At 64.5% G+C, this 26,608-nt stretch carries 25 protein-coding genes and 1 pseudogene; 16 read left to right on the forward strand and 10 right to left on the reverse strand.

Annotated elements, in window-relative coordinates; all coding sequences use genetic code 11:
* Positions 1 to 85: 85 nt before the first annotated feature.
* The 6 genes and pseudogenes from ABCN56_RS02895 to ABCN56_RS02920 all read left to right on the forward strand — a co-directional run.
* Positions 86 to 208, forward strand: a pseudogene (locus ABCN56_RS02895) (transposase); the annotation flags it as partial.
* A gap of 463 nt (positions 209 to 671) precedes the next feature.
* Entirely contained in the window at positions 672 to 1,163 is a 492-nt protein-coding gene (locus tag ABCN56_RS02900) for an Lrp/AsnC family transcriptional regulator (protein WP_343079264.1), read from the forward strand.
* A 186-nt stretch (positions 1,164 to 1,349) separates the two neighbouring features.
* Entirely contained in the window at positions 1,350 to 2,492 is a 1,143-nt protein-coding gene (locus ABCN56_RS02905; RefSeq protein ID WP_343079265.1) for a glycine cleavage T C-terminal barrel domain-containing protein, read from the forward strand.
* A gap of 30 nt (positions 2,493 to 2,522) precedes the next feature.
* A complete protein-coding gene (locus tag ABCN56_RS02910) occupies positions 2,523 to 2,972 on the forward strand; it encodes an OsmC family protein (protein ID WP_343079266.1) in 450 nt (149 codons plus the stop codon).
* A 23-nt stretch (positions 2,973 to 2,995) separates the two neighbouring features.
* Positions 2,996 to 3,796 carry an enoyl-CoA hydratase gene (locus ABCN56_RS02915; RefSeq protein ID WP_343079267.1) on the forward strand — a complete coding sequence of 267 codons (801 nt, stop codon included), beginning with the start codon at positions 2,996 to 2,998 and terminating at the stop codon, positions 3,794 to 3,796.
* A 5-nt stretch (positions 3,797 to 3,801) separates the two neighbouring features.
* On the forward strand, positions 3,802 to 5,439 hold the full coding sequence (locus ABCN56_RS02920; protein ID WP_343080106.1) for an acyl-CoA synthetase: 1,638 nt from the start codon (positions 3,802 to 3,804) through the stop codon (positions 5,437 to 5,439).
* 112 nt (positions 5,440 to 5,551) lie between these two features.
* Here the strand turns inward: ABCN56_RS02920 and ABCN56_RS02925 are convergent, their stop codons facing one another.
* On the reverse strand, positions 5,552 to 5,647 hold the full coding sequence (locus ABCN56_RS02925; RefSeq protein WP_425466086.1) for an integrase: 96 nt from the start codon (positions 5,645 to 5,647) through the stop codon (positions 5,552 to 5,554).
* Between the two features lie 138 nt (positions 5,648 to 5,785).
* The gene (locus tag ABCN56_RS02930) at positions 5,786 to 6,664 is read right to left on the reverse strand and encodes a LysR substrate-binding domain-containing protein (protein ID WP_343079268.1); all 879 of its coding nucleotides are present in this window, start codon (positions 6,662 to 6,664) and stop codon (positions 5,786 to 5,788) included.
* A gap of 126 nt (positions 6,665 to 6,790) precedes the next feature.
* Between ABCN56_RS02930 and ABCN56_RS02935 the strand changes: the two genes are divergently transcribed.
* Together ABCN56_RS02935 and ABCN56_RS02940 are read left to right on the forward strand one after the other, a co-directional pair.
* Positions 6,791 to 8,350 (forward strand): trimethylamine methyltransferase family protein, encoded by a 1,560-nt coding sequence (locus tag ABCN56_RS02935; RefSeq protein WP_343079269.1) that lies wholly within the window; start codon positions 6,791 to 6,793, stop codon positions 8,348 to 8,350.
* 18 nt (positions 8,351 to 8,368) lie between these two features.
* Positions 8,369 to 9,457 (forward strand): aminomethyl transferase family protein, encoded by a 1,089-nt coding sequence (locus ABCN56_RS02940; protein ID WP_343079270.1) that lies wholly within the window; start codon positions 8,369 to 8,371, stop codon positions 9,455 to 9,457.
* A gap of 221 nt (positions 9,458 to 9,678) precedes the next feature.
* Here the strand turns inward: ABCN56_RS02940 and ABCN56_RS02945 are convergent, their stop codons facing one another.
* Positions 9,679 to 10,416: a GntR family transcriptional regulator gene (locus ABCN56_RS02945; RefSeq protein ID WP_343079271.1), complete on the reverse strand. Its 738-nt coding sequence runs from the start codon at positions 10,414 to 10,416 to the stop codon at positions 9,679 to 9,681.
* Positions 10,417 to 10,544: 128 nt separating this feature from the next.
* Between ABCN56_RS02945 and ABCN56_RS02950 the strand changes: the two genes are divergently transcribed.
* Genes ABCN56_RS02950 through ABCN56_RS02985 form a run of 8 tightly spaced genes read left to right on the forward strand, consistent with a single transcriptional unit; the run spans position 10,545 to position 17,776 of the window.
* On the forward strand, positions 10,545 to 10,778 hold the full coding sequence (locus ABCN56_RS02950) for a hypothetical protein (protein WP_343079272.1): 234 nt from the start codon (positions 10,545 to 10,547) through the stop codon (positions 10,776 to 10,778).
* Positions 10,779 to 10,789: 11 nt separating this feature from the next.
* Positions 10,790 to 11,671 carry a dihydrodipicolinate synthase family protein gene (locus tag ABCN56_RS02955; protein WP_343079273.1) on the forward strand — a complete coding sequence of 294 codons (882 nt, stop codon included), beginning with the start codon at positions 10,790 to 10,792 and terminating at the stop codon, positions 11,669 to 11,671.
* Positions 11,672 to 11,728: 57 nt separating this feature from the next.
* On the forward strand, positions 11,729 to 12,982 hold the full coding sequence (locus ABCN56_RS02960; RefSeq protein WP_343079274.1) for an NAD(P)/FAD-dependent oxidoreductase: 1,254 nt from the start codon (positions 11,729 to 11,731) through the stop codon (positions 12,980 to 12,982).
* Positions 12,983 to 12,995: 13 nt separating this feature from the next.
* Positions 12,996 to 13,697 carry an SDR family oxidoreductase gene (locus ABCN56_RS02965; protein WP_343079275.1) on the forward strand — a complete coding sequence of 234 codons (702 nt, stop codon included), beginning with the start codon at positions 12,996 to 12,998 and terminating at the stop codon, positions 13,695 to 13,697.
* 6 nt (positions 13,698 to 13,703) lie between these two features.
* A complete protein-coding gene (locus ABCN56_RS02970; protein ID WP_343079276.1) occupies positions 13,704 to 15,188 on the forward strand; it encodes an aldehyde dehydrogenase family protein in 1,485 nt (494 codons plus the stop codon).
* Between the two features lie 6 nt (positions 15,189 to 15,194).
* A complete protein-coding gene (locus tag ABCN56_RS02975) occupies positions 15,195 to 15,980 on the forward strand; it encodes an SDR family NAD(P)-dependent oxidoreductase (protein ID WP_343079277.1) in 786 nt (261 codons plus the stop codon).
* 2 nt (positions 15,981 to 15,982) lie between these two features.
* Positions 15,983 to 16,741 (forward strand): SDR family NAD(P)-dependent oxidoreductase, encoded by a 759-nt coding sequence (locus ABCN56_RS02980; RefSeq protein ID WP_343079278.1) that lies wholly within the window; start codon positions 15,983 to 15,985, stop codon positions 16,739 to 16,741.
* An 18-nt stretch (positions 16,742 to 16,759) separates the two neighbouring features.
* Positions 16,760 to 17,776, forward strand: coding sequence for a proline racemase family protein (locus ABCN56_RS02985; RefSeq protein WP_343079279.1), 1,017 nt, complete (start codon positions 16,760 to 16,762; stop codon positions 17,774 to 17,776).
* A gap of 222 nt (positions 17,777 to 17,998) precedes the next feature.
* On the opposite strand, the gene ABCN56_RS02990 is transcribed toward ABCN56_RS02985, so the two are convergent.
* Genes ABCN56_RS02990 through ABCN56_RS03020 form a run of 7 tightly spaced genes read right to left on the reverse strand, consistent with a single transcriptional unit; the run spans position 17,999 to position 26,591 of the window.
* Positions 17,999 to 18,514, reverse strand: a complete 516-nt coding sequence (locus ABCN56_RS02990) for a DUF2478 domain-containing protein (RefSeq protein WP_343079280.1) — start codon at positions 18,512 to 18,514, stop codon at positions 17,999 to 18,001.
* A 12-nt stretch (positions 18,515 to 18,526) separates the two neighbouring features.
* Positions 18,527 to 19,141, reverse strand: coding sequence for a carbonic anhydrase (locus tag ABCN56_RS02995; RefSeq protein ID WP_343079281.1), 615 nt, complete (start codon positions 19,139 to 19,141; stop codon positions 18,527 to 18,529).
* Between the two features lies 1 nt (position 19,142).
* Positions 19,143 to 19,934: a peptidylprolyl isomerase gene (locus ABCN56_RS03000; RefSeq protein WP_343079282.1), complete on the reverse strand. Its 792-nt coding sequence runs from the start codon at positions 19,932 to 19,934 to the stop codon at positions 19,143 to 19,145.
* A gap of 1 nt (position 19,935) precedes the next feature.
* Positions 19,936 to 20,619 (reverse strand): respiratory nitrate reductase subunit gamma, encoded by a 684-nt coding sequence (narI, locus tag ABCN56_RS03005; protein WP_343079283.1) that lies wholly within the window; start codon positions 20,617 to 20,619, stop codon positions 19,936 to 19,938.
* Between the two features lie 13 nt (positions 20,620 to 20,632).
* Positions 20,633 to 21,334, reverse strand: coding sequence for a nitrate reductase molybdenum cofactor assembly chaperone (narJ, locus tag ABCN56_RS03010; RefSeq protein ID WP_343079284.1), 702 nt, complete (start codon positions 21,332 to 21,334; stop codon positions 20,633 to 20,635).
* The gene (gene narH, locus ABCN56_RS03015) at positions 21,331 to 22,851 is read right to left on the reverse strand and encodes a nitrate reductase subunit beta (RefSeq protein ID WP_343079285.1); all 1,521 of its coding nucleotides are present in this window, start codon (positions 22,849 to 22,851) and stop codon (positions 21,331 to 21,333) included. The genes narJ and narH overlap by 4 nt, the downstream gene beginning before the upstream one ends.
* A complete protein-coding gene (locus ABCN56_RS03020; protein WP_343079286.1) occupies positions 22,848 to 26,591 on the reverse strand; it encodes a nitrate reductase subunit alpha in 3,744 nt (1,247 codons plus the stop codon). The genes narH and ABCN56_RS03020 overlap by 4 nt, the downstream gene beginning before the upstream one ends.
* Positions 26,592 to 26,608: the final 17 nt, after the last annotated feature.

Genomic DNA, 26,608 nt, shown 5'->3' on the forward strand with positions numbered 1-26,608 from the left:
TGAGGCTGGCGGTGGCCTCGCTCGCCCGGCACGGGCCCAAGGCGCCGCCGCTGCCGTCGCAAGACGAACGCCCGCCCAGATCGCGCGGGGGAAGCCGACGTTCACCGACGCCGCAATCCAGGCCTGCCTGGATCTGAAGGCGCTGTACGGTCTGCCGCTACGGCAGCCGACCGGCATCGTGACAAGCCTGCTGGATCTGGCGGGGCTGACCGGTTCCGGGCTTCAAGCGCTCGTCCGGATCGAGAATGCAATGGCCTGACGAAACCGAGGGTCGGAGGATTGGGTCCCGAGAGTCCGGCTTCCACATCGTTGTCGGGATGGCTCTGCTCGACCAAGCCGTGAGCGCGTGATTTGGGCTTTGTGCGGTTCGGTTGAGCCAGAGCTGCCGTGACGACCAAGAAAAGGGCGGAAGGCGGTCGTTCGCCGCAACTGCTGCGATCCGGGTGGCAAACGTATTCAGCGGGCATCAGATATCCATGCGACAGAAGCCGAATCCGCTTTGAGCACTCCCAGGCCAGGGGGCTGATCCGCAATTCCTCGTCGGCGCGCAGGCAACGATTGCCGCGAGTAGCCAGTTGGCAACGATATTCTCAATGCGTAGATGAACCAGTGTTCGCCCCGATGGGAAGCGGCTTGCCTCGAGGGTGGCTATTGATGAAGGCTGTGCGACAATGAAAAAGACTACCCTGGACGCCGCAGATATTCGCATTCTCTGTGCGCTTCAGCAGCACGGCCAGCTCAGCAAGTCCAAGCTGGCTGAGCTGGTCGGGCTCTCCTCGACGCCTTGCTGGGCGCGCTTCGACAGGCTGAAGAAGGCTGGCCTGATACGCGGATACCACGCGGACCTCGCGCTGAACAAGATCATCAACGTGTCCAAGGTCGTCGTGACCGTTTCGCTGAAAAGCCACCGCAAGGCGGACTTCGACCGCTTCGAGACGCATATCAATCAGCTTCACGAAGTCATTGACTGCGTCGCGACGGGCGGAGGGATGGACTATGTCATGACGGTCGTGACGACCAGTCTTCCCGCCTTTCAGAACCTGATGGAAGATATGCTGTCCGCAGAGCTCGGGATTGACCGCTACATGACCTACATCGTGACCCGGGAGGTCAAGTCCGCCCAGCCGGATCTTCGTCGCCTGCTGGCCGGGTCGGAAAGCTGAGTCGGGGAGAAAAACGCGCTTCGGGAACGGAAAGTCCGAACGGTCCGAGTCTCGCGTGAAATTGGTCCGTTCAGTCTCTCCCGCCTGAATCTTCAGCCCGATTTCGTGCGCTGATTGCCACTAGAAACTGCCCAATTCGACGAGGTCGCGCGGTCTTTGGAAGACCCGCCAGAGAGGGCAATCAGGATGGCACAATCAGACGATTTCGGTTTCGGAACGCAGATCCGGAAATCTCCCTATTTCAACGCGACGGTTCGTTGTGGTGCAAAGGGCTTCTCGGTGTACAACCACATGTACATCCCGCGTGACTTCGGCGATCCCGAGCAGAACTTCTGGAACCTGATCAACGACGCGATCCTCTGCGACGTGGCGGTCGAGCGCCAGGTCGAGATCACCGGCCCGGATGCCGCGACATTCGTTCAGATGCTGACCCCGCGCGATCTCTCCAAGATGGCGGTCGGGCAATGCAAGTACGTGCTCATCACCAATGCCGACGGCGGCATCCTGAATGACCCGATCCTGCTGCGCCTCGCGGAGAACCATTTCTGGATCTCGCTGGCCGACAGCGACATCCTCCTCTGGGCGCAGGGCGTCGCCGTGCATTCCGGCATGGACGTGACGATCCGCGAACCGGACGTGTCGCCGCTGCAGCTTCAGGGGCCGAAATCCGGCGAAGTGATGAAGGCGCTCTTTGGCGACAGCATCATGGACCTGAAATACTACTGGCTGCGGCAGGTCGAGCTGGACGGCATTCCGCTCATCGTGTCGCGCACCGGCTGGTCGAGCGAGCTTGGCTACGAACTGTACCTGCAGGACGGATCGCGCGGCGACGAGCTGTGGGAAAAGATCATGGCGGCGGGCAAGCCCTTCGGTCTGAAGCCCGGGCACACCTCTTCCATTCGTCGCATCGAGGGCGGAATGCTGTCCTACCACGCCGACGCCGATATCAACACGAACCCTTACGAGCTTGGGCTCGACCGGCTTGTGAACGTCGACATGGAAGCCGACTTCATCGGCAAGGCCGCGCTGCGTCGCATCAAGGAAGAAGGCGTCAGCCGCAAGCAAGTTGGCCTCGTTATCGACTGTGCCCCCCTGAAAGGGCCCAATACCACGTTCTGGGCCATCAACAAGGATGGCGTCTCTGTCGGCAAGGTCACCTCGGCCGTCTATTCGCCCCGGCTGGAGCAGAACATCGCCCTGGCCATGGTCTCGGTGGATTTTGCGCAGGTCGGCATGGAAGTCGAGGTCGTCACCGCTTCCGGTCCGGTGCGCGCCAAGATCGTGGAGCGCCCGTTCTACGACCCCCAGAAAAAGCTTGCCGCCGCCTGATTGCCACGGCCAAGACAGGGATCTGCAGACATGTCCGACCTTTCGATCGAACTGCACTGGCACCGCACCACCCCCGCCCTTCAGCCCGGCAAATACTCTGCCGAGCACACCGTGCGCTATAACAACAGCCACGAAGTTCAAGTGGACGCCGCCCCGGATTGGGGCGGCCAACCGGAAAACACCAACCCCGAACAGGCTCTCGCTTCGGCGCTGTCCAGCTGTCACATGATGACCTTCCTCGCGCTCGCGGCGAAGGCCAACTGGCCGGTGGCCAGCTATCACGACTATGCCGTTGCCCATCTTGGCAAGAACCCCAAGGGGCAGATGTCGGTCACGCGCATCGACCTTCACCCGGTGGTGCGTTTCGATACCGGCTTCACGGTCGATGACAAGCAGCTCGAAGAGATGCAGGACCGCGCGCATCGTTACTGCTTCATCGCAAACACGCTCGCCGACAGCGTCGAGATCAACATCCTTTAGGCGCCGGCAAGGGAGGAAAACCCGTGGAAGTGAGCGATATTCTGCTGCGCGAGCTGGATGGCGACGGAGTCCTGCGTCTGACCCTGAATGACGCCCGGCGCCGCAACGCCCTTTCCGAAGCGATGCTGGGGGAATTGGGCGCGGCCTTTGCCGAGGCAGGCGCCAACCCTTCGGTTCGGGTCGTCGTTCTGGCCGCCAACGGACCGGCCTTCTGCGCGGGTCACGACCTGAAGGAAATGACTGCCGGCCGCGCTGCCCCCGATCGCGGCAGAGCCTACTTCACCAAGGTGATGGCGATGTGTTCGGGCGTCATGCAGGCGATCGTGAATTGCCCGAAACCCGTCATTGCCGAGGTCACGGGGATTGCGACGGCAGCGGGCTGCCAACTGGTCGCCAGCTGCGATCTTGCCGTTGCCGCCGACACTGCGCAGTTCAGCACGCCTGGCGTCCATATCGGGCTGTTCTGCTCCACGCCGATGGTGGCGCTGTCCCGGAACGTGGGCAACAAGCACGCGATGGAAATGCTCCTGACGGGGGACATGACCTCGGCTGCCCGTGCGGCCGAGATCGGGCTGGTCAACCGGGCCGTTGCTCCCGAAGCGTTGCGGGAGGCGACGATGGAGATGGCGCGCAAGATCGCGTCCAAGTCCAGCATGACACTCGCCACGGGGAAACGTGCGTTCTACGCACAGCGCGAAATGACCCTGGCGCAGGCCTATGACTACGCCTCCAGCGTGATGGTCGAGAACATGCTCGCCCGCGATGCGGAGGAAGGCATCGGTGCCTTCATCGAAAAACGCGCGCCCCAATGGCTGGATCAATGAGGTTCATGGTGGAAAACCCCTACAACACCGGTCTGGATCGCAACCCGGCGAACTATCAGCCCCTTACGCCGCTGACCTTCCTGGAGCGCGCTGCCAGCGTCTTTCCCGACCACACCGCGATCATCCACGGCGCACTGCGGCGCAACTATGCCGAGTTCTATGCGCGGTCGCGGCAACTGGCCTCCGCGCTTGCCGAGAACGGCATCGGCAGGGGCGACACCGTATCCGCCCTTTTGGCGAATACGCCGGCGATGCTGGAATGCCATTACGGCGTGCCGATGTGCGGCGCCGTCCTGCATTCGATCAACACCCGCCTCGACGCGGCCATCATCGCCTTCCAGCTCGATCACGCCATGTCCAGGGTCGTGATCGTCGACCGGGAGTTCATGCCGCTGATGCAGGAGGCGCTTGCGCTTGCAACCGTCAGGCCCGTCCTGATCCAGTACGACGACCCGGAATTCGACGGTCCCACCATCCCTGTCGAGGCGCAGGATTACGAGGCCTTCCTGTCGAAGGGCGATCCGGATTTCGCCTGGCTGATGCCCGAGGACGAATGGGACGCGATCTCGATCAACTACACCTCCGGCACGACCGGCGACCCGAAGGGCGTCGTGTCTCACCACCGGGGCGCGTACCTGCTCGCGCAGGGCAATGCGCTGACGACGTCGATGCGGAAACATGCGGTCTATCTGTGGACCCTGCCGATGTTCCACTGCAACGGCTGGTGTTTCCCCTGGACGATGTCCGCCATCATCGGCACCCATGTCTGCCTGCGGCAGGTGCGGGCCGAACCGATCTGGAACGCCCTTGCCGACGAAGGTGTGACCCACCTGTGCGGCGCCCCCATCGTGATGTCGCTGATGATCTCGGCGCCGGATACGGTCAAACGCGATCTCGACCACACTGTGCAGTTCTTCACCGCCGCCGCGCCGCCGCCCGAAAAGCTGCTGGCCGACATGCGGGATGCCGGCTTCGACGTGACCCACCTTTACGGGCTGACGGAAACCTATGGCCCGGCAGTCGTCAATGACTGGCATGAAAGCTGGTCCGGGTTGCCCTCTGCCGAACAGGCCGCGCTGAAATCCCGTCAGGGCGTGCGCTATCTGGCGCTGGAGCAACTGGACGTCATCGACCCCGAAACGATGCAGCCCGTGCCGCGCGACGGCAAGACCATGGGAGAGGTCATGTTTCGCGGCAATGTCGTCATGAAAGGCTATTTCCGCAATCCAAAGGCGACGCAGGAAGCCTTCGCGGGCGGCTGGTTCCACTCCGGCGATCTGGGGGTCATGCATCCCGACGGCTACGTCCAGCTCAAGGACAGATCGAAGGACATCATCATCTCGGGCGGCGAGAACATCTCCTCGATCGAAGTCGAAGAGGCGCTGTACCGGCATCCCGCCGTCGCGGTCGCAGCCGTCGTCGCAATGCCCCATGAAAAATGGGGCGAAACGCCCTGCGCCTTTGTCGAACTCGGCACGGGCCAGAAGGCGGATGCGGAAGTGCTTCGCGCGTGGTGCCGGGAGCACCTAGCCCCGTACAAGATTCCCGGCAAATTCGTCTTCATGCCCATTCCCAGAACGTCGACCGGGAAGATCCAGAAGTTCGTCCTGCGCGAACAGGCAAGGGAAATTTCGACCCGATAAGGCAAGCGGTTTCCAATCCTCTCGGCACGGGACTTCGGTATCGGGTTCTTCCGGGAACGGCGGCGCGAAGTACGTTCCCGCGCGGCGCCCTTCTTGGCCAGACCTCGACCGCCTATGGGGTGACGAGAGCGTCTTCGAGTTCGACGCCGAGGTAGCGGACCGTGCCGTCCGTCTTCGTGTGCCCGGGAAGAAGTTCGACGGCGCGCAAGTTGCCGGCCTTGAGGAAGATTGAGCGTCTCCATGTCCTCCGATCTGCGGGGCAAGTGCACCCCAGTTGGTGGAGCACTTGGGTCCGGGCACCTCACGTTTTGGCACGATAGCCACGACCAAGGCGCTGACGCCGGGCCTAGGTCGATGAGGCGGCGATCTGCAGAAGCCAGTCGGCGAAGGCGGCGACGTCAGGATCGCGCGTTGCTCCCGGCTCGTGGGCAAGGAAATACCCGTAGTCGGCCAACTCATGGTCCGTCAGCCGCACCAGCCGCCCGTCGTCGAGCTCACGTTCGACAAGCGCGTCGTTCAAGGCGATGCCCTGCCCGTCGATGACTGCCTGCACACGCACGTTCGGGTCAGCGATCGTCAGCACGTCCGTCCGGCTGGAGAAGCGCAAGCCCGCGACGCGGTGCCAGTCCTCCCAGGCACGCGAACCGCTGCGGTCGGCCAGAAGGGTCAGCCGCCGGAGCGCCGCTTCGAGCCCTTCCTCACGCACGAGCGCAAGCGCCTCGGGCGACCCGGTCGCGAAGGCCGGGCTCAGGAAGAGCGGCCGAATCGTCACGTCGGTCCAGTCGCCGCGGCCCCAGCGGATCGCGAGGTCGATGCCCTCGGCCTCCAGTTCGGACAGGTCGATCATGGGCTGGATGCGAAGGCGCACCCGGGGATGGGCCTTCATGAACAGCATCAGCCGTGGCGACAGCCAGCGCGAGGCGAAATAGGTGGTCACCCCGATGGTGATCGGCCGTTCGGGGGCCTCGCGCAGGTCGGCGATCCGCGCCTCCACGGTGTCGAAGGCGACTCCCAGGGTCATCCAAAGTTCCTGCCCCTTAGGCGTGAGCGAGATGCCGCGTGGCAGCCTGTTGAAAAGAGGAAATCCGAGCGCCTGTTCCAGTCCGCGGATCTGGTGGCTGACCGCGCCCTTGGTCAGGTTCAGCTCTTCGGCTGCGGCCGCGAAGCTGCCGTGGCGCGCGACGATGCTGAAGATGTGCAGGCTGTCATAGTGCTGAAACCGCATGGGTAGCGTATAGTTTTTCTATACCATCCATGCAATTCGTTTCGCTTGTCCTTTTGACTAATCCGTTATCAACGTGGTGAACAGCGGCGATCTGACGACCGCAGCCATGCGCCGGAGGGTCAAGCCGTGCTATCCGTTGATGGGCTCGCACCGCAGCCTGTTCTGCCGGAGCGCAGACGTGGTGGACGGTCACGGCGCGCGGCCGGAGAGGCCGGTTCCACGACGGCGGGCGCGGTCCTGCGCCGGATCCCGGCCTACGAGCTTCTGGGCGAAGAGGCACTCGTCGCGCTCGAAGAACAGGCCGACTGGATCCTGACTGAAATCGGCATCGATTTTCGCGGCGATGCCGAGGCGAGACGGCTCTTCGCGGCGGCCGGGTGCAGGGTGGAGGGCGAACGCGTGCGGTTCCAGCCGGGACAGGCGCGCGCGATCTGCGCCACCGCGCCCGCAGAGTTCGTGCTCCACGCCCGGGACCCGCGCCATTCGGCAACCCTTGGCGGAAGTCACCTCGTGCTGATGCCGGGCTATGGCTCACCCTTCGTCACGGACCTCGACCGAGGGCGGCGCTACGCGACGATCGAGGATTTCCGCAACTTCGTGAAACTCGCCTGGCTGTCGCCCTGGCTGCATCATTCCGGCGGCACCGTCTGCGAACCGACCGACATCCCGGTCAACAAGCGTCATCTCGACATGGTGCATGCGCATCTGACGCTGTCGGCCAAGCCCTTCATGGGCGGCGTCACCTCGCCCGCGCGCGCCGAAGACTCGATCGCGATGGCGCGCATCGTCTTCGGTGAAGGGTTCGTCGAGGCGAACGCGGTGATGCAGGGCAACATCAACGTCAACTCCCCCCTCGTCTTCGACGAGACCATGTCGGGGGCGCTCCGGGTCTATGCCGAAGCCGGTCAATGCGTCTGCGTCTCGCCCGCGATCTTCGGGGGCGCGATGGGGCCGGTGACGCCCGCCGCCGTAGCCGCCCAGACACATGCCGAGGCGATGGCGGGGATCGCGCTCGCGCAGCTCGTGCGACCCGGCTGCCCGGTGGTCTACGGCAGCTTCCACAACACGATGAGCCTCAAATCCGGCGCGCTGACCTTCGGCACGCCCGAGGCGAACCTCGTCACGCTGGCGCTCGCCCAGCTCGCGCGGAGGCTCGGCGTGCCGGTGCGTTCGGGTGGCGGACAGATCACGTCGGCCAATTCGGCCGACGGTCAGGCGATGCAGGACAGCACCTCCGCGATGTGGGCGACCATCCTCTCGGGGGCCAACCAGGTCTGGCACGCGGCCGGCTGGCTCGAGGGCGGGCTGACCATGGGATACGAGAAATTCGTCATGGACCTCGACCATTGCGGCGCGATGCTGAAGCTGGTCGCCGGGATGGAGGCAAGCGCGGACGCTCTGACCCGCACCTCCTACCTCGAAGCCGGGCCGGGCGAGAATTTCCTCTCGACCAGCCACACGATGCAGCACTTCGCCGCCGCGAACTACCTGCCCGGCATTGCCGAGGCCGGCCCCTATGAGACCTGGGCCGAAGGCGGCCGCAGGACGGCCGAGGAACGCGCGAACGACCGCTGGAAAAAGATGCTCGCCGACTACGAAGCGCCGCCCATCGATCCTTCCATCGACGAGGCGCTCAAGGATTTCATGGCACGCCGGAAAATGGCGATGCCCGACGAATGGTACTGAACCGGAAAGGACGACCCAATGACCGAACCTCTCAGCCGCGCCTCCGCGCTTGCCTCTCGCCACGCCGCCCTCGGCTCGGGCCTGGAGGACTGGAACGGCATGGGCACCGCGTGGAGCTATTCCACCGACCCGCGCGACGAACATGACGCGGTGCGCGAGGCGGCGGGCATGTTCGACATGTCGCCCCTGAAGAAGGTCTTCGTGCGCGGCCCCGACGCGGCGGCGGTGCTCGATCACCTGACAACGCGCGACATGGGTCGCATCGGTCCGGGCCAAGCAGCCTATCTCTCCGTCCTGACGGACGCGGGGACGATGGCCGATGACGCCATCGTGTCGAACAATGGCGGCGACGAGTGGATGATCGTCCACGGCTCGGGCGACACGATGGCACTGCTTCTGGCCTCGGCGACAGGGCGAAATGTCGATATCGAGCTGGACGACGACTTGCACGACATCTCCCTTCAGGGGCCGAAGGCGCTCGATATCCTGAACGCCGCCGCCTCGGCAGACCTTTCGGGCCTTCCCTATTTCCACCATGCGCCCGCGACCCTCTTCGGCCACCCCTGCCGCATTTCGCGCACCGGCTATTCCGGCGAGCGGGGCTATGAGATATTCGCCAACACCTCGGTCGTCGGCGACATCTGGGACCAGCTTGCGGGCACCGGTGTTGTGCCCTGCTCATTCACCGCGCTCGACAAGGTCCGGATCGAGGCGGGCCTCCTTTTCTACGGCTACGACATGACCGACACGCATACGCCTTGGGAGGTCGGGCTGGGATTCACCGTCAGCCGCAACAAGGGCGAGTTCCGAGGCAAGGCGGCACTGATGGCAGCGCGGGACAAGGGGCACATCCGCAATGTCGGCCTCGTCGTCGACCATGATGACGCCGCCGCCGGCGCGCTTTTCCTGGATGGTCAGGAAGTTGGCGTGATCAACAGCCCCTGCTGGTCCCACCGGATGAAGAAGTCACTCGCGCTCGCCCACATTCGACCCGGGATCGCGGACGGCACCGCACTCGAGGTCCGGGGCGAAGGGCTCGACACGACTGCCCGCGTTGCGCCCCTGCCCTTCTACGACCCGGAGAAGTTAAATACCCATGCGAAATGAGTTTCCCGGCAGCTCGAGAGCCCGTGACGATCGGTCTGAAAGGGGCCGATCGGCCGGGCTTTGGGTGGCCGCACGCGGGCAATGTCCCTGGCGGGCGTCGATCAGGAAATCGCGCCTCCCCTGCGGCCTTTGCCACTGGAACTGACTGGCCAAAGGAACGCGACATTGGCCGTGTTCGACAAAAGGCAGTCAGGCATGACACGCCTTCGACTCCTGGAAGCCTATGCTCGAATGCTTGACGATAGCGGCTTTTCGAATGTGAAGTCGTCGTCATATCTCGCGCGCAGGAAGTTCATGAACCGATCATGGAACTGCCGCGTGTGATCGTGGGCGAGAAGGTCGGCTTTCTCGACGTCCCTGTCACGGATCGCGTCGATCATGTCGTAATGATCCGAACTCAGGAGGCGGTCCGTCTTCGACGACTGGATGTAGTCGAAGTGCATGTGGAGAATCCGCCGCCCCTCATCGAGTAGCTGGCCGTAACTGCGCGCGAGATATGGATTCTTTCCTGCCTCGGCGATCGCCATGTGGAAGTCGCGATTGGTTGCCGACATCGCGAGGTAGTCATTTTCTCGGCAGGCCTCGTCAAACGCCTTCGCAAGTCCAGTCATGCGCTCGATGTCCCGATCGGAGCGGTGGCGCGCCGCCAGGCGCGTGTTGATGCGTTGGAGAAAGTCCAGCGCCTCGACATAGCGCGGAAATCCGGCGAGATCGATCGGCGCGACCAGCGTGGACCTGTTCGACAGCATTTCGACGAGACCGTCCGCGGAGAGACGGACAAGCGCCTCGCGGATCGGCGAGCGCGACATCGAGAAGCGCTGCGAAAGAGTTGTCTCGTCGAGCGGCGTTCCCGGTTCCAGGGCCAACGTCAGTATCTCGCGGCGAAGCTCTTCGTAGACGTGACGAGCGCCAAGGCCCTTGGCCTGCTTCTTTTCGGCTTTCGAATTTCCATCCATCATTTCGAACCCCTGCTCGCGCCTCAGGTGCTCAGGATGCCGCTGAAGCGCCGCTCAGCCAATTCTATTGACATGTCGGCAATATGTCGACACCATTCTTGCAGACAATATGTCGACACAGGGACAGGGCCATGGAATTCACTTCGACGGCGCTCGCGGCTTCGACCGCGCTTGTCGCGGCGGCCCAATTCCCGCATGCGCAGGTCGCGCGGAGTTACCGGTTCAGTTCCGTGACTTGTCGACAGCCCCGCGAGGAAGACCGGGACGCGACGCCGAAGCTCCTGCGCGGGAATTCCAACGCTGCGCGCCGGGCAAAAGTGGTCCCGTCCGTCGAGCCGCGCGGCAACCTCCACCACAGATCTTGAAGGACATTCCCATGAAGCTATCCGGCGTCATGCCCGCGCTCGTCACCCCGTTCGACAAGAACGGAGATATCGATTTCAAGGCCTTTGAAACCCACATGACCAACCTGCGCGCGGCGGGGGTGAGCGGCTGGGTGCCCTGCGGTTCCTCCGGCGAATACAACCTCATGAGCGACGAGGAGCGTGTCGAGGTTCTGAAGTTCGTCAAGGACTTCGCGAAAGAGGGTGAAACCCTGATCGCCGGCACCAACGCTCCGCATACAAAGGGCGTGATCGCGAACACGCTGAAGGCCAAGGAACTCGGCTATCACGCCGTTCTCCTTGCGACCCCCTTCTACACCAAGCCGACCGACGCCGAATTGCTCAACCACTTCCGGGCGGTGCTCGACCAGACGGGCATGAACATCGTCCTCTATTCCTACCCGGACAAGGACGGGATCGAGATATCCTTCGATCTGATGGACGCGCTCGCCGACGATCCGCGCATCATCGGCATCAAGGAAAGCTCCGGTTCGCTGCAGCGCGCGATCGGCATTGCAGCCCGCTACAAGGACCGGATCCAGCTCGTTTCCGGTTCCGATGACATCGCTCTCGATTTCATGTTCTGGGGCGCCGACAGCTGGATCTGTGGACCGGCCAACTGCATGGGCAAGGCGGTCTGCGACCTGGACCGCACCTTCCGTTCCGGCAACCTGAATGCCGCCAAGGCTAAGATGGCCACGCTCTACAAGGCGATGAACATCCTCGAGTCCGGCAAGTTCGTGCAGAAACTGAAATACGGCTGCGAGCTGCAGGGCACCCCGGTCGGCGAATGCCGCATGCCGCTCGGCCCGCTGACGGATGAGGAAAAGGCCGCCTTCAGGGAAGCGATGGAGCCGATCCTGAACTGGTCCTAACGTCCCGGGCGCGTGGTCCGTCGCCCCTGCCCTGCAACGCTCCTATGAGGCCCGTCGGTGTCCCTGCCGTCAAACTCCCCCGGAACGCTCGTGATCGGTGCCGGCGTCATCGGTACCGCAATTGCCCTTGAGCTTCAGAAACGTGGCCGTTCGGTCACCCTGATCGACAAGGATGAACCCGGCCGGGGCGCGTCCTTCGGCAACATGGCCTCGATCGCGGTGACGGAATTCATGCCGTCCTCGCGACCGTCGGTCTGGCGCCAGATCCCCGGCTGGCTGATGGACCCCGAGGGGCCGATTTGCGTCCGCCCCTCATACATGCCGAAGCTGGTGCCCTGGTTCCTGCGCTTCCTCGCGGCAAGCCGTCCAGCCAGGCTGCGGGAACTGGAGGCGCAGGGGGCAGCTCTGTGCAAGCGGGCGCTTGGCGACACGCAGGCGCTTCTGGACGAGATCGGAGCGAGCGACCAGATCACAGAGACGGGCTGCCTGTCGCTTTATGCCAGCGAGGCGGAGTTCGGGGCCGACCGCGATCACATCGAAATCCTGGAACGTTTCGGTTTCGACCACGAGGTCATCGGCCGCAACAAGCTGCGCGATCTCGAACCGGAGCTCACCCCGGGAATCGAGAAGGCGGTTCTCTTCCCGGACAACCGTTCGCTGCGCGACCCCTACGCCTTTGTCATTAAACTCGCAGAGAGGTTCGAAGCTTCGGGCGGCATGATACGCCGCGCAGAGGTCACAGGATTTCAACGCTCCGGGGGGATCACGGGCGTGCGCCTGCACGGCGGCGAGGTGCTGGAAGCTCAGGAGGTGGTGCTCTGCGCCGGGGCCTTCACCGCGAAGCTCGCGAAAATCCTTGGCGAACCGATCCCGCTCGAAACGGAACGCGGTTATCATACCCAGATCATGGCGCCGGGAATCTCCATGCGTCACTCGGTCATCTGGCCCGCGCGCGCCTTCATGGTCACGCCGACGGCGGGCGGCATCCGTGTGGGGGGCACTGTCGAGATGGCGGGGCTCGACGCGGCGCCGAACTACAACCGCTCGAAGATCACCGTGAAGCGAGCGAAAGAGGCGTTGCCGAACCTTCGTGTCGAACAGGCGACCGAATGGATGGGGCACAGGCCCGCCCTGCCGGACACCGTGCCGATCATCTCGGCCTCGGCGAAGACCAAGGGCGTATACTACGCCACGGGCCACGGTCATCTCGGGTTGACCTATGCCGCCACCACCGCGCGGCTGATGGGGCAGCTCGTCGCCGGGGAGCGGCCCGAACTGGACCTCTTCCCCTACCGCATAAACCGATTCTGAAAGGAGCGAGATCATGGCCCAGAAGGTTTGCCTGATCGTTGGGGGTGGCCGTGGCATGGGGGCCGCGGCGGCTCGCGAAATGCACGAGCGCGGCTACAGGCTGGCGCTGATGTCGCCGTCGGACAGCTGCGAGAAACTGGCTGCGGAACTCGGCGGCGTCGCCCACCGCGGCGTGGCTGAGAACGCGGAAGACACGCGGGCGATCTTCGACCTGGCCATGGCCACCTATGGCCGCATCGATGCCGTGCTGATCCACGTGGCCGGTCCGCCGAAGGGCGATCTGCTGGAAATCCCGGAAGAGGACTGGGACCGCGCCCATGCCATGATCCTGAAACCCGTGATCCGCATGGCGAAACTCGTGACGCCGGTGATGGAGAAACAGGGCGGCGGATCGATTGTCTGCATCACGACCTTTTCCGCGTTCGAGCCGAGCCTCGCCTTCCCGACATCCAGCGTATACCGGGTCGGCGTATCGTCCTTCGCGAAGCTTTATTCGGACCGATACGGCCCCGCGAATATCCGCATGAACTGCCTGCTGCCGGGCTTCACCGACAGTCTCGACCTGCCCGAGAAATACGCAAAGATGTCGGCGCTCGGCCGCCTCGCCCGCGCCGAGGAACAGGGCAAGGCCGCCGCGTTCCTCCTGAGCGACGATTCCAGCTACATCACCGGCCAGAGCCTTCGCGTCGACGGTGGCGTCACCAGGCACATGTGAGGACCGATGAAGGACCAGATGTTCATTCACGGGGACTATGTCGGCTCCGCCTCCGGTGCGATGTTCGATGTCGTCGCCCCGTCGAACCGCGAAGTGTTTCACCGGGTGCCGCGCGGCAATGGCGAGGACATCGACCGCGCCGTGAAGGCCGCGCGGAAGGCCTTCGACGACGGCCCGTGGCCGCACATGTCCGGCTCCGAGCGTGGCGCAGTCCTGCGCCGGATGGGTGACCTGATCGCGGAACGCCGCGATGAACTCGCCCGGCTCGAGGTCAGGGACAATGGCAAGCCTCTTCCCGAGGCGCTCTGGGACATCGATGACACTGCGGGCGTGTTCCACTTCTACGCCGATCTGGCCGAGCGTCTGGACAACAACGCCGAGGAGGACATCCCGCTCGGCGCGGAAGGGTTCACCTCGAAAGCGATGAAAGAGCCTGTCGGGGTCGCGGGGGCGATCATCCCGTGGAACTTCCCGCTGCTCATGGCCTCATGGAAAGTCGCCCCGGCATTTGCCGCGGGCTGTCCGATGGTTCTGAAACCCTCCGAACTGACGCCGATCACAGCCCTCGAACTCGGCGACATCGCGCGAAAGTCCGGGCTTCCGTCAGGCGTGCTGAACATAGTCACGGGCTTCGGTCCCGAAGCCGGGCAGGCGCTGGCCGAACATCCCGGCGTCGACAAGCTCGCCTTCACCGGATCGGTTCCGACGGGGTCGCGGATCATGGCGACCGCCGCAAGGTACATCAAGACGGTGAGCCTCGAACTCGGCGGCAAATCCCCGCTGGTGGTCTTTGCCGACACGCCGATCGACGAAGCGGTCGCGTGGATCATGTTCGGCATCTTCTGGAACCAGGGCGAGGTCTGCTCGGCCACGTCCCGCGTCCTCATCGAGGAGGCGATCTACGAACCGCTCATGGCGCGGCTGGTCGAAGAGGCACGCAAGATCGAGATCGGTCACGGCCTTGAGGATGGCGTGCTGCATGGCCCCCTCGTCAGCCAGTCGCAGCATGAAAAGGTGCTGGCCTGCATCGAGCCCGGCAAGTCCGAGGCGCGGCTTGTCACCGGCGGCGGCGTGCCGAAAGGACTTGAGGCCGGCTGCTATGTCGAGCCGACGATCTTCGCCGAAATGGACGAAAGCGCCTGGATCTGGCGCGAAGAAATTTTCGGCCCCGTTGTCTGTGTGAAGCCCTTCAGGACCGAGGACGAGGCGGTCCGCATGGCCAACGACTCGCGCTTCGGCCTTGGCGCGGCGGTGATGTCCGCCGACCTCGACCGTGCCGAGCGCGTGGCCGGCGCCTTCCGCGCCGGGATCGTCTGGATCAACCGCTCCCAGCCCACATTCACCGACGCGCCCTGGGGCGGCTACAAGCAGTCGGGCGTCGGCCGCGAACTCGGCGAATGGGGCCGGAACAACTACCTTGAGACGAAGCAGATCACCACGTTCGACCGCTCCAGGCCCTGGGGCTGGTATTTGAAGAACACCAATGGATGATGAACGATGTCTCATGTTCAAAATCCACCCGCTGCCACGCGGCACCTTCACGGTCAGACTGTCCTTGTGACCGGCGCCACGGGGGCCATAGGCAACGCCATCGCGCGCGCCCTGGCCGCTTCGGGCGCGCGTGTCCTGTTGCACTATGCCCGGCGGGCAGAGGAGGCGAAGGCACTCGCCGCGGAGATCGGCGGAGGTGCGGTGTGTTTTCAGGCAGATCTGGCCGACCCGACCCGTCCGACCGCTCTTTGGGAGGCCGCCGAGGCCGTTGCGGGCCGGATCACGGGGCTGGTGAACAACGCGGGTATCCTCAGCCGTGTTTCGGTCGGCGATCCGTTTGACGCGTGGCAGGCCGTCTGGACGCGCGACATACAGGTGAACCTTTTGGCCGCCGCCGATCTGAGCCGCGGCGCGATCCGGCATTTCCGGACCCACGGCGGAGGACGTATCGTCAACATCGCCTCGCGCGCGGCACAGGGCGGCTATCGCGGCGACGCCATGCCCTATGGCGCCACGAAGGCAGCGTTGGTGAACCTGACGCAGAGCATCGCGGGCAGCTTCGGGGCCGAGGGGATCACGGCCGTTGCACTTGCCCCCGGATGGGTGCGCACGGAAATGGCCGAGGCATATGTCGCCGAACACGGAGAGGCCGCCGCGCTCTCGGGCATCCCGATCGGCCGAATGGCGGAACCGGACGAGATCGCCGAACTGGTCGCCTTTGTTCTTCGACCGTCACAGGTTTCGCTCTCGGGGGCGGTTCTGGATGTCAACGGCGCAAGCAAGATGAGGTAGCCATGAAGGAGCGGTTCGCGAACAAGTCGGTCATCGTGACCGGCGGTGCCGGGGGCATCGGCACGGCCATCTGCCACCGTTTCGCGGCGGAGGGCGCGCATGTCTGGATCGTCGACGCAAATGCCGAAGGCTGCGAGGCTCTCGCCGCGTCGATCAACGCCGAGGGCGGTTCGGCCGAATGCTGTATCGTCGACCTGGCGGACGGGGCTGCGATCCGAGCGTTCGTCGCCGGGCTGGACGCAGCGGGGCATCGCATCGACGTGGTCTGCAACAACGCGGGCGTCATGCGGCGCGGCCCGCTTATGGAACTGAGCGAAGCGGATTGGGCCTTGTCCTTCCGGATCAACCTCGATGCGATCTTCCACATGGCCCAGGCGGTGATCCCCGTAATGCAGAGACAGGGCGGCGGGGCCATCGTGAACACCGCGTCGCAATGGGGCCTGTTCCCGGCGCCCGGGCACATCGCCTACAATACGACGAAAGCCGCGGTCGTGGCCTTCACCCGGTGTCTTGCCCGGGACTATGCGCCGGACAGGATCCGGGTGAACGCGGTCGCACCGGGAGAGGTTCGCACGCCAATGCTCGAGACGAACCTGACCCGCACCGGCCGCAGTCTCGACGATCTCAACGCGCTGGTGCCCTTCGGGCGGATCGGGGAGCCCGAGGAAATTGCCGCGCTCATCGCGTTTCTGGCCTCTGACGAAGCGGAATACATGTGTGGTTCGGTGGTGGAAATCACTGGCGCCCAGGCGGTCGCCTAACCGATTGGAGAATTGCCGATGCGCTGGTCGCGAACCCTGCAAACCGTGGACGTGCACTGTGCCGGCGAGATTGGCCGCGTGGTGACAGGAGGCGTCCTGAACGTCCCCGGCGCGACGATGGCCGAAAAGCTGCGCCATCTGAACGAGGTGGACGACAGCCTGCGCCGGTTCCTCTGCTCCGAGCCCCGCTCCGCCCCGGCGGGATCGTTCTGCCTGCTGGTCCCCGCTTGCGATCCGGCGGCGGATGTCGGGTTCATCGTCCTGCAACCCGATCAGGCGCACGCAATGTCGGGATCGAACGCTATGTGCGCGGTCACTGCGATCCTCGAGACCGGCATGATGCCGATGTCGGAGCCCGAGACCGTCGTGACGCTCGACACCGCCGCGGGCCTCGTGACGGCGCGGGCGACCTGCAAAAACGGCAAGGTGACGCGCGTGTCCCTTGATATGCCGCCTTCGTTCGTAGCCCGAATGGCTGGCAAGATCGAAACCCAGGAATGGGGAACGATCACCTATGATCTCTGCTTCGGCGGGGTCTTCTATGCGCTCGTCGATGTCGAACAGATCGGCCTGACGATCACCCCGGAAAACGCACGCGAACTTGCGATGCGGGGGGTCGCCCTTCGCAACCTGATTGCTGAAATCGAGCCCGCGCCACACCCGATCACACCGGCGTTGAACGGGCTGGCCTATGTCATGTTCCGCTCGGAAGAACCGGATGGCGCCTTGCGCACATGTACCACGCTCAGACCCGGACGTGCGGACCGCTCTCCCTGCGGCACAGGGTCCAATTCGAACATGGCCGTGCGTTACGCGAACGGCCGTGTCAGACCCGGCGACGTGGTTGTCTCCCGTTCCATCATCGGGGGGGAATTCACCACCGAGTTCCTTGAAGAAACGCAGGTCGGCCCATACCCGGCCACGAGAAACCGCGTCTCCGGCCAGTGCTGGATCTATTCAATGACCCAGATCGGACTGGACCCGACAGACCCCTTCCCGACAGGCTTCACGTTGTCCGACACATGGGGCGGATGATCGACCGAAAGCCGCAGACTGCGGAGCGGTGATCCGACCGTCACCGCTTGCGCAGCCAGCGATCCTGCCACTGACCCGATCTGCCTCCGGCACACCGGAACGCTCGGCTGAAGCGGAGCGAGAGTATCCCTTCTACGATGCGACGATGTCCCAAGGCCCTGTCCGTGACGATGGCCGCTGACCTGCGTCATCGAGCGCCACTCGACCTTCAGGGAACGTGGCTCATGCCGCGGCTTCGAGCAGCCCCTCCACCCAGTCAGCCAGACCTGAAGCGTCGGAGTCCAGCACTTCGCCTACCCCGGCGCTGAACTCGAGAAAGGCATCGAGATTGAGCTTGTTCACGCCAAGCAGGACGGGAAGGCCAAGCTCCAGGGCGCGGGCGATTACCGGGCGGAACCCCCGACCCTCTGCCTCGTGCTTTCCGAACTTGTTCAGGATCAGCGCATCGGCTTCGCCCTTTTCGAGCCGCGCCATCACCTCCACGACCGCCTGTTCCAAGGCGCCGGGATCAAGCCGGCAGCCCCGCGCGTTTGCACCGAGGTTCTGCGTGATGTTGATGGTCGGGCCCTCGGGAAGGATCCTCAGGTCCATGTCGCAGTGATACCGCTGGGGCCGTTCGATGTTGGTCTGGACCACCCCCGTCAGGCGCATTCCGCGCGCCGCGAGCCGTGCGGCGGTTTCGGCCAGGACACGGTCCGTCAGGCCGCGGTCGGCGGAAGTGATATAGGCAAGGCGCATGTCGGTCCTTTCTCAGCGGGAGTCGGCACCGCTGGTCGTGCAGTCGAGGTTTCTCAGGACGCCGTCGCGGATGCCGTAGATCAGACCGTGCAGAAGCGGGTAATCCGAGTTCTTCCAGGCGCGGCGCAGGATCGGCGTTTCCGCCACGCGGGCGACGCTTTCGAGTACGTTGAGTTCGGCCAGCCGGTCACGGCGCATCTCGACGTCGTCGATCCCGGAAAGCTCGCGGGCGTGGCGCTTGGCGACCCGCCGGATCGGTTCCAGCCAGTGGTCGGCGAGGCCGTGCGGCAGGTCTTCTTCCGTCGCCGCCCGGACACCGCCGCACCCATAATGGCCGCAGACGATGATCTGACGGACCTTCAGAGTGTCCACGGCGAATTCGAGGACCGACAGAAGGTTCATGTCGGAGGAATGGACGACGTTCGCCACGTTGCGGTGGACGAACACTTCCCCCGGTTCGAGCCCGGCGATCACGTTCGCCGGCACGCGGCTGTCCGAGCAGCCGATCCAGAGGTATTCCGGCTTCTGCTGCAGGGCGAGGCCGTCGAAATAGTTCGGCCTTTCGGAACGGATCTTCTCCGACCATTCCCTGTTGCGGTCGAGTAGTGCCTGCAAGACCTGCGCCATGTCACGCAGCCTTCAGGTCGATGCCCGTGACCTCGGCCCGGTCGGCGAGTTCCTCGATCAGGTCGCGTGCAGCCCTGGCCCAGGCGGCTTTCGCCAGCATGGCCCGGATCTGCTGCGCCGCCGTGTCGTAGGGCAGGATGGCACCCTCGGCGCGAGCGTCGAGGCGAATGATGTGGAGCCCGAAGCGCGTCGCGACCGGTTCGTCCGCGATCTCGCCTTCGGCCAGCGTATCGAGCACGGCTTCGAATTCCGGCACCGTATCGCCCGTCGCGATCTGCCCAAGCCGCCCCCCCGCATCGCGGGAGGAACAGGCCGACAGCTCGCGGGCGAGACGGTCGAAGTCGCGCGGGTTGCGCTTGAGCTCCGCCAGCGCGGCCTCGGCCTTCGCCCGTTCCACGGCGAGAGCGTCAGCGTCGCCGGCATGGACCGGGAAGAGGATGTGCGCAGCTTCGTAGAGCGTCGGTGCGCGCCAGCGGCCCGGATCGGCGTCATAGGTCGCGCGCACGTCCTCCTCGGCGGGCGCCGGGGGCTGAACGGCCTCGTCCAGAAGTTGCCGGATCAGCGCCTCCTCCTCGGTCTCGGCCCGCTCGCCGTCACTTGCCGGCTGCGGCGTGAGCCCGCGGGCCCGGGCCTCCTGCAAGAGGAGAGCCCGAACCGCGAGTGCCCTGCCCGCCGCGCGCCAGGCGATACCCGGCTTGCCTTTCGGTGCGGCGTGCATTTGCGCTTCGGCGGCGATGGTGGCGGCGGGGATAACCTCGCCGTTCACCGTGATATCGCTCAGAAGCGGTCCCATCTCAGGCCCCGCGCTTCTTCGTCCGCACGATCTGGTAGCCCGGCCGCCAGATATAGCGGACCGGAACCGAGAGCATGTGCACGAGCCGCGTGAACGGGAACAGGAGGAAGATCGTCAGGCCGAGAAACAGGTGCAGCTTGAACAGCAGGTTCACGTCCTCGATGTAGCTCGCGGCCTGACCGTCGAAGGTGAAGATGCCGGAGGCCCAGGCCATGAACTTCGTCATCTCGTGACCGTCAAGGTGCTGGAGCGAGACGAAGATCGTCAGCACGCCGAGGACCAGTTGGACGAGAAGCAGGATCAGGATGCCCGTGTCGGCGAAGGTCGAATTCGCCCGGATGCGGGGATCCATGAGGCGACGGTGCAGCAGCATCGCTCCACCCGCCAGCGCCATCACGCCGGCCACGCCACCGGCGATCACCGCCAGGAGCTGCTTCGCCCCGTGGCTGATGCCGAGCGCGTCGAACACCCAGATCGGCGTCAGAAGGCCGACGAGGTGGCCGAAGAAGATCACCAGCACACCAACGTGGAACAGGACAGACCCGATCACCAGCTGCTTGCGGCGCAGAAGCTGCGAGGAGGACGATTTCCACGTGAACGGGTCGCGTTCGTAGCGCGCAATCGACCCCAATAGCAGCACCGAGAGCGCGATGTAGGGATAGGTTCCGAAGAAGAATTCATGCATCTCTAGCCCTCCTTCATTGGGCCGTCCCGGCCGAAGCCGGGGTCTTGGGTACGTCCATCCGCGCGAGGATGTCGCGCGAGATCGGGCAACCGGCATTGGGATCGGGCGCGAAGGTCACCTGCGCCTCCTCGTAGACCGCGTCGAGGGCCTCGAGGTCCTCTGGATCGTCGTCCGCCTCGGCCAGCATCGCCTCGGCCTCGGCGCTGTCGGTCCCGGCCTGCGCGAGCACCGCCAGCGCCGTCAGCACGGCCGCATAGGGCGTTTCGCGCCGGCTGAGCCGCTCGGCGAGGACCGCGATGATGTGACCGGCGTCAGCGAGAATCTCCTTCGCCTCGGCGAGGGGCCGGGTCGAGAGGTATTCCAGCAGGACCGGCAGGTGGTCCGGAAGCTCCGGCCCCGTAAGGTCGAAGCCGCCTGCGCGGTAGGTCTCCAGCAGATCGACCATGGCGCCGCCACGGTCCCGGCTTTCGCCATGGATATGCTCGAAGAGGTTCAGCGAGAGCGTGCGCGACCGATCGAACAGGAGCACGTAGCGCTCCTGCAGATCGTAGATGTCGCCCGCCTCGAGGCTCTCGAGCAGCGGCTCGAGCGCGAGGCGTTGGCCGAGGTGCACAAGCGCCTCGGCATCAAGCACCTCGCGGATCGCCGGGATCGCCGCCTGAAGGTCCTCGCTGGGGTACGTAAGGAGCGCCGAAAGCGCCTTGAACGTCCTCATTTCCAACCCTCCGCAGGTGTGACGAACTTGCGGCTGCTGAAGAGCTTCGCGCCGCTCACACCGGTCGAGCAGCCGTTGCCGTCAGTGAAACCGCAACCGCCCCGGATGTCGTAGGCATCTTCGACCATCTCGCGGTGCGTCGTCGGGATGACGAAGCGGTCCTCGTAGTTGGCAAGCGCCATGATCCGGTACATGTCGTCGATTTGGTTGGGCGTGAGGCCCACCCTCTGCGCGACACCGAGGTTCACGACCCCGTCCACCGTCTTCGACCGCATGTAGGCGCGCATGGCGAGCATGCGTTCCAGGGCCGAGACGATCGGAGCCTCGTCCCCCGCCGTCAGCATGTTGGCGAGGTAGCGGACCGGGATGCGGAGCGATCTGACGTCCGGCATGTCGTCCTGGCTCGCGATCTGGCCCGCCGCGGCGGCGTTCTGGATCGGGCTGAGCGGCGGGATGTACCACACCATCGGCAGCGTCCGATATTCCGGGTGCAGCGGGAAGGCGATCTTCCACTCCATCGCCATCTTCCAGATCGGCGACTTGCGGGCCGACGCGATCCAGTCCTCCGGCACGCCTTCGGCGCGAGCGGCCTCGATCACCTTCGGGTCGTTCGGGTCGAGGAAAACGCCGAGCTGGGCATCGTAGAGCTCCTTCTCGCCGGCAACGGCCGCGGCATCCGCGATCTTGTCGGCGTCATAGAGCATCACGCCGATATAGCGGATCCGCCCCACGCAGGTTTCCGAGCAGACCGTCGGCATGCCGGATTCCAGGCGCGGATAGCAGAGCGTGCACTTCTCCGACTTCCCCGTCGACCAGTTGTAGTAGATCTTCTTGTAGGGGCAGCCCGAGACGCACATCCGCCAGCCGCGGCACTTCTCCTGGTCGATCAGAACGACGCCGTCCTCTTCGCGCTTGTAGATCGCGCCGGAGGGGCAGGACGCCGCGCAGGCCGGGTTGAGGCAGTGCTCGCAGAGCCGCGGCAGATACATCATGAACGTATTTTCATACTGTCCGTAGATGTCCTTCTGCACGCCCTCGAAGTTGTAGTCCTTCGAGCGCTTGGAGAATTCGCCGCCGAGGATCTCTTCCCAGTTCGGACCCCACTCGATCTTCTCCATCCGCTCGCCCGAGACCTTGGAGCGCGGGCGCGCGGTGGGGAAGGCCTCCATTTCGGGGGCCGACTTCAGGTGGTCGTAGTCGAAATCGAACGGCTCGTAGAAGTCGTCGATCTCGGGCAGGTCCGGGTTCGCGAAGATGTTCGCCAGGATCCGCCACTTGCCGCCCTGCTTGGGCTTGAGACCGCCCGAAGAAGTGCGTTCCCAGCCGCCATTCCAGCGCTTCTGGTTCTCCCAGTCCTTCGGATAGCCGATGCCGGGCTTGGTCTCGACGTTGTTGAACCATGCGTATTCGACGCCTTCGCGGCTCGTCCACACGTTCTTGCAGGTAACGGAGCAGGTGTGACACCCGATGCATTTATCGAGGTTCAGCACCATGCCGATTTGTGCGCGTACTTTCATTCCGCAGCCTCCACTTTCGAAGCCGGCCGGTCGAGCCAGTCGACCTTGTCCATCTTGCGGACCACGACGAGTTCATCGCGGTTCGAGCCAACGGTGCCGTAGTAGTTGAACCCGTAGGATTGCTGGGCATAGCCACCGATCATGTGCGTCGGCTTGACGATCGCACGGGTGACGGAGTTGTGGATGCCGCCGCGCTTGCCGGTGATGTTCGATCCCGGCGTGTTCACGATTTTCTCCTGCGCATGGTACATGAAGAGCGTGCCGTCCTTCATCCGCTGACTCACGACAGCACGGGCGGTCAGGACGCCGTTGGAGTTGAAGACTTCGACCCAGTCGTTGTCGACGATGCCCGCCGTCTTCGCGTCGTTCTCCGAGATCCAGACGACCGGGCCGCCCCTGTTCAGCGTGAGCATCAGCAGGTTGTCGGAGTAGGTCGAATGGATGCCCCATTTCTGGTGCGGAGTGATGAAGTTCAGGACGACGTGCTTCTCGCTGCCACCCAGCGCGCTCGTTGCTGCGGCGGTGATCGTCTTGAGGTCCACCGGCGGGCGCCAGGTCACGAAGAATTCGCCAAAGGCCTGCATCCATTCGTGGTCCTGGTAGAGTTGCTGGCGGCCCGAGACGGTACGCCACGGGATCAACTCATGCACGTTGGTCCAACCGGCGTTGTAGCAGACCTCCTCGCTTTCGATGCCCGACCAGGTCGGGGACGAGATGATCTTGCGCGGCTGCGCGGCGATGTCGCGGAAGCGGATCTTCTCGTCTTCCTTGACCTCGGCCAAGTGGGCGTGTTCGCGGCCCGTGGCCTTTGACAGCGCATTCCAGGCCTTCACCGCGACCTCGCCGTTCGTCTCCGGCGCGAGCATCAGGATGACCTCGGCCGCGTCGATCGCGGTCTCGATCTTCGCCATGCCCTCGGTCGGGCCATCGCGGTGGCTGCCGTTCAGGTCCTTGAGGTGATGCACCTCGTCCTTGGTGTCCCAGGAGATACCCTTGCCGCCGTTGCCGACCTTTTCCATGAGCGGGCCAAGCGAGGTGAAGCGGGCATAGAGGTTCGGGTAGTCCCTCTCGATCGCGATGTAGTTCGGCGCGGTCTTGCCGGGAACAAGGTCGCACTCGCCCTTCTTCCAGTCCTTGACCGTCGGCTGCGCGATCTCCATCGGGCTGTCGTGCTGCAAGGGCAGCTGCACGACGTCGGTCTCGACCCCGAGGATCTCGGGCGCGACCTCGGAGAACTTCCGGGCGATGGCCTTGAAGATCTCCCAGTCCGACTTCGACTCATAGGCCGGGTCCACCGCCGCCTGAAGCGGGTGGATGAACGGGTGCATGTCGGAAGTGTTGAGGTCGTCCTTCTCGTACCAGCTCGCAGTCGGCAGGACGATGTCGGAATAGACCGCCGTCGTCGACATGCGGAAGTCGAGCGTGACGAGGAGGTCGAGCTTGCCTTCCGGCGCCTTGTCGTGCCAGCGGGCCTCGACCGGCTTCTTCCGGCCTTCCTCGCCAAGGTCCTTGCCGAGAACGCCGTGATCGGTCCCGAGAAGGTGCTTGAGGAAGTACTCATGCCCCTTGCCCGAGGAGCCGAGCAGGTTCGAGCGCCAGACGAAGAGGTTGCGCGGCCAGTTCTCCGGTGCGTCCGGATCCTGCGCGGACATTTCCAGCGTGCCGGCCTTCAGTTGCTCGGCGACGTATTCGGGAATGGTCTTGCCCGAGGCCTTTGCCGCCTTGCCGACTTCCAGCGGGTTGGTCCGCAGTTGCGGAGCCGAGGGAAGCCAACCCATCCGCTCGGCGCGGATGTTGTAGTCGATGAGCGACAGGTCCTTGTAGTCGCCATCGGGCGCGGTCGGCGAGAGGATCTCGGACGACGACACCGTCTCGTAGCGCCACTGGTCGGTATGGGCGTACCAGGCCGAGGTGGAGTTCATGTGCCGCGGCGGCCGCGCCCAGTCGAGCGCGAAGGCCAAGGCCGTCCAACCCGTCTGCGGACGCAGTTTTTCCTGCCCCACGTAGTGCGCCCAGCCACCACCGGACTGACCCACGCAGCCGCACATCACCAGCATGTTGATGACGGCGCGGTAGTTCATGTCCATGTGGTACCAGTGGTTCATCGCCGCGCCGATGATGATCATCGACTTGCCGTTCGTCTTTTCGGCATTGGTGGCGAATTCCCGTGCGACCTGGATGATCCGGTCGCGCTGCACGCCCGTGATCTTCTCCGCCCATGCGGGCGTGAAGGGCACGTCGGCATCGTAGTCGCTGGCCACGTGATCGCCGCCCAGCCCCCGGTCGAGGCTGTAGTTGGCGCAGAAAAGGTCGAAGACCGTGGCGACGTAGTGTTCCTGGCCGTCGGCGAGCTTCACCTTCTTCACCGGGATGTTCCGCGTCAGCACCTCGCCGCGGGGGTCATTGGCCCAGCCGTTCGAGGCCTGACCGCCGAAATACGGGAAGTCGACGCCAACAACGTCATCGCGGTCGCTGTCGAGGATGAAGCTCATCTTGAGCGTCGCGTCCTTGCCACCCGCCTTCTGTTCGAGGTTCCACTTGCCTTCCTCGCCCCAACGGAAGCCGACCGAGCCGTTCGGAACGACGATCTGGCCCGACTTCTCGTCGATGGCGACGGTCTTCCAGTCCGGGTTGTTCTTTTCACCCAGTGCTGCGTCGAAGTCCGAAGCGCGAAGCTGACGTCCGGGGACGAAGCTGTCGCCCTTCGGCTCCAGCTTCACGAGCATCGGCATGTCCGTGTACTTGCGGCAGTATTCCTCGAAATACTCGGCCTGCCGGTCGAGGTGGTATTCGCGCAGGATCACGTGGCCCATCGCCATGCCGAGCGCCGCGTCGGTGCCCTGCTTGGCGTTCAGCCAGATGTCGCCGAATTTCGCGGCCTCGGAATAGTCGGGGCTGACTACCGCCGACTTCGTGCCGCGATAACGCGCCTCGGTGTAGAAGTGCGCGTCCGGCGTCCGGGTCTGCGGAACGTTCGAGCCCCACAGGATCAGGAAGCCCGCATTGTACCAGTCGGCCGATTCCGGAACGTCCGTCTGCTCGCCCCAGGTCATGGGCGATGCCGGCGGCAGGTCGCAGTACCAGTCGTAGAAGGACATGCAGGTCCCGCCCAGAAGGCTGAGGTAGCGCGAGCCCGCGGCGTAGCTGACCATCGACATCGCCGGGATCGGCGAGAAGCCGAAAACGCGGTCGGGGCCGTAGGTCTTCGCCGTGTAGGCGTTGGCGGCGGCAACGATCTCCGTCACCTCATCCCAGCTGGCGCGCACGAAGCCGCCCTTACCGCGGATCTTGGTGTAGTCCGCGCGCTTGGCCGGGTCGGCCTGGATCGTTTTCCAGGCCTCCACCGGGCTCTTCGTCTTCCTGAGGTCGCGCCACATCCGCATCAGCCGGCCCCGGACCAGCGGCGTCTTCACCCGGTTGGCCGAGTAAAGATACCAGCTGTAGGAGGCGCCGCGCGCGCAGCCGCGCGGCTCGTGGTTCGGCAGGTCGGGCCGCGTGCGCGGGTAGTCGGTCTGCTGGGTTTCCCAGGTCACGATCCCGGACTTGACGTAGATCTTCCAGGAGCACGACCCGGTGCAGTTCACCCCGTGGGTGGAGCGCACGATCTTGTCGTGCCGCCAGCGGTTCCGGTACGTGTCCTCCCAGTCGCGGTTTTCGATCGTGGTCTGGCCGTGTCCCCCTGCAAAGGTGTCCTTGCGGACCGATTTCAGGAAGTTCAGCCGGTCGAGAAGATGACTCATCTTTCTCTCCTTTCAAT

Source organism: Ostreiculturibacter nitratireducens (assembly GCF_032670585.1).
Taxonomy (GTDB): Bacteria; Pseudomonadota; Alphaproteobacteria; order Rhodobacterales; family Rhodobacteraceae; genus Ostreiculturibacter; species Ostreiculturibacter nitratireducens.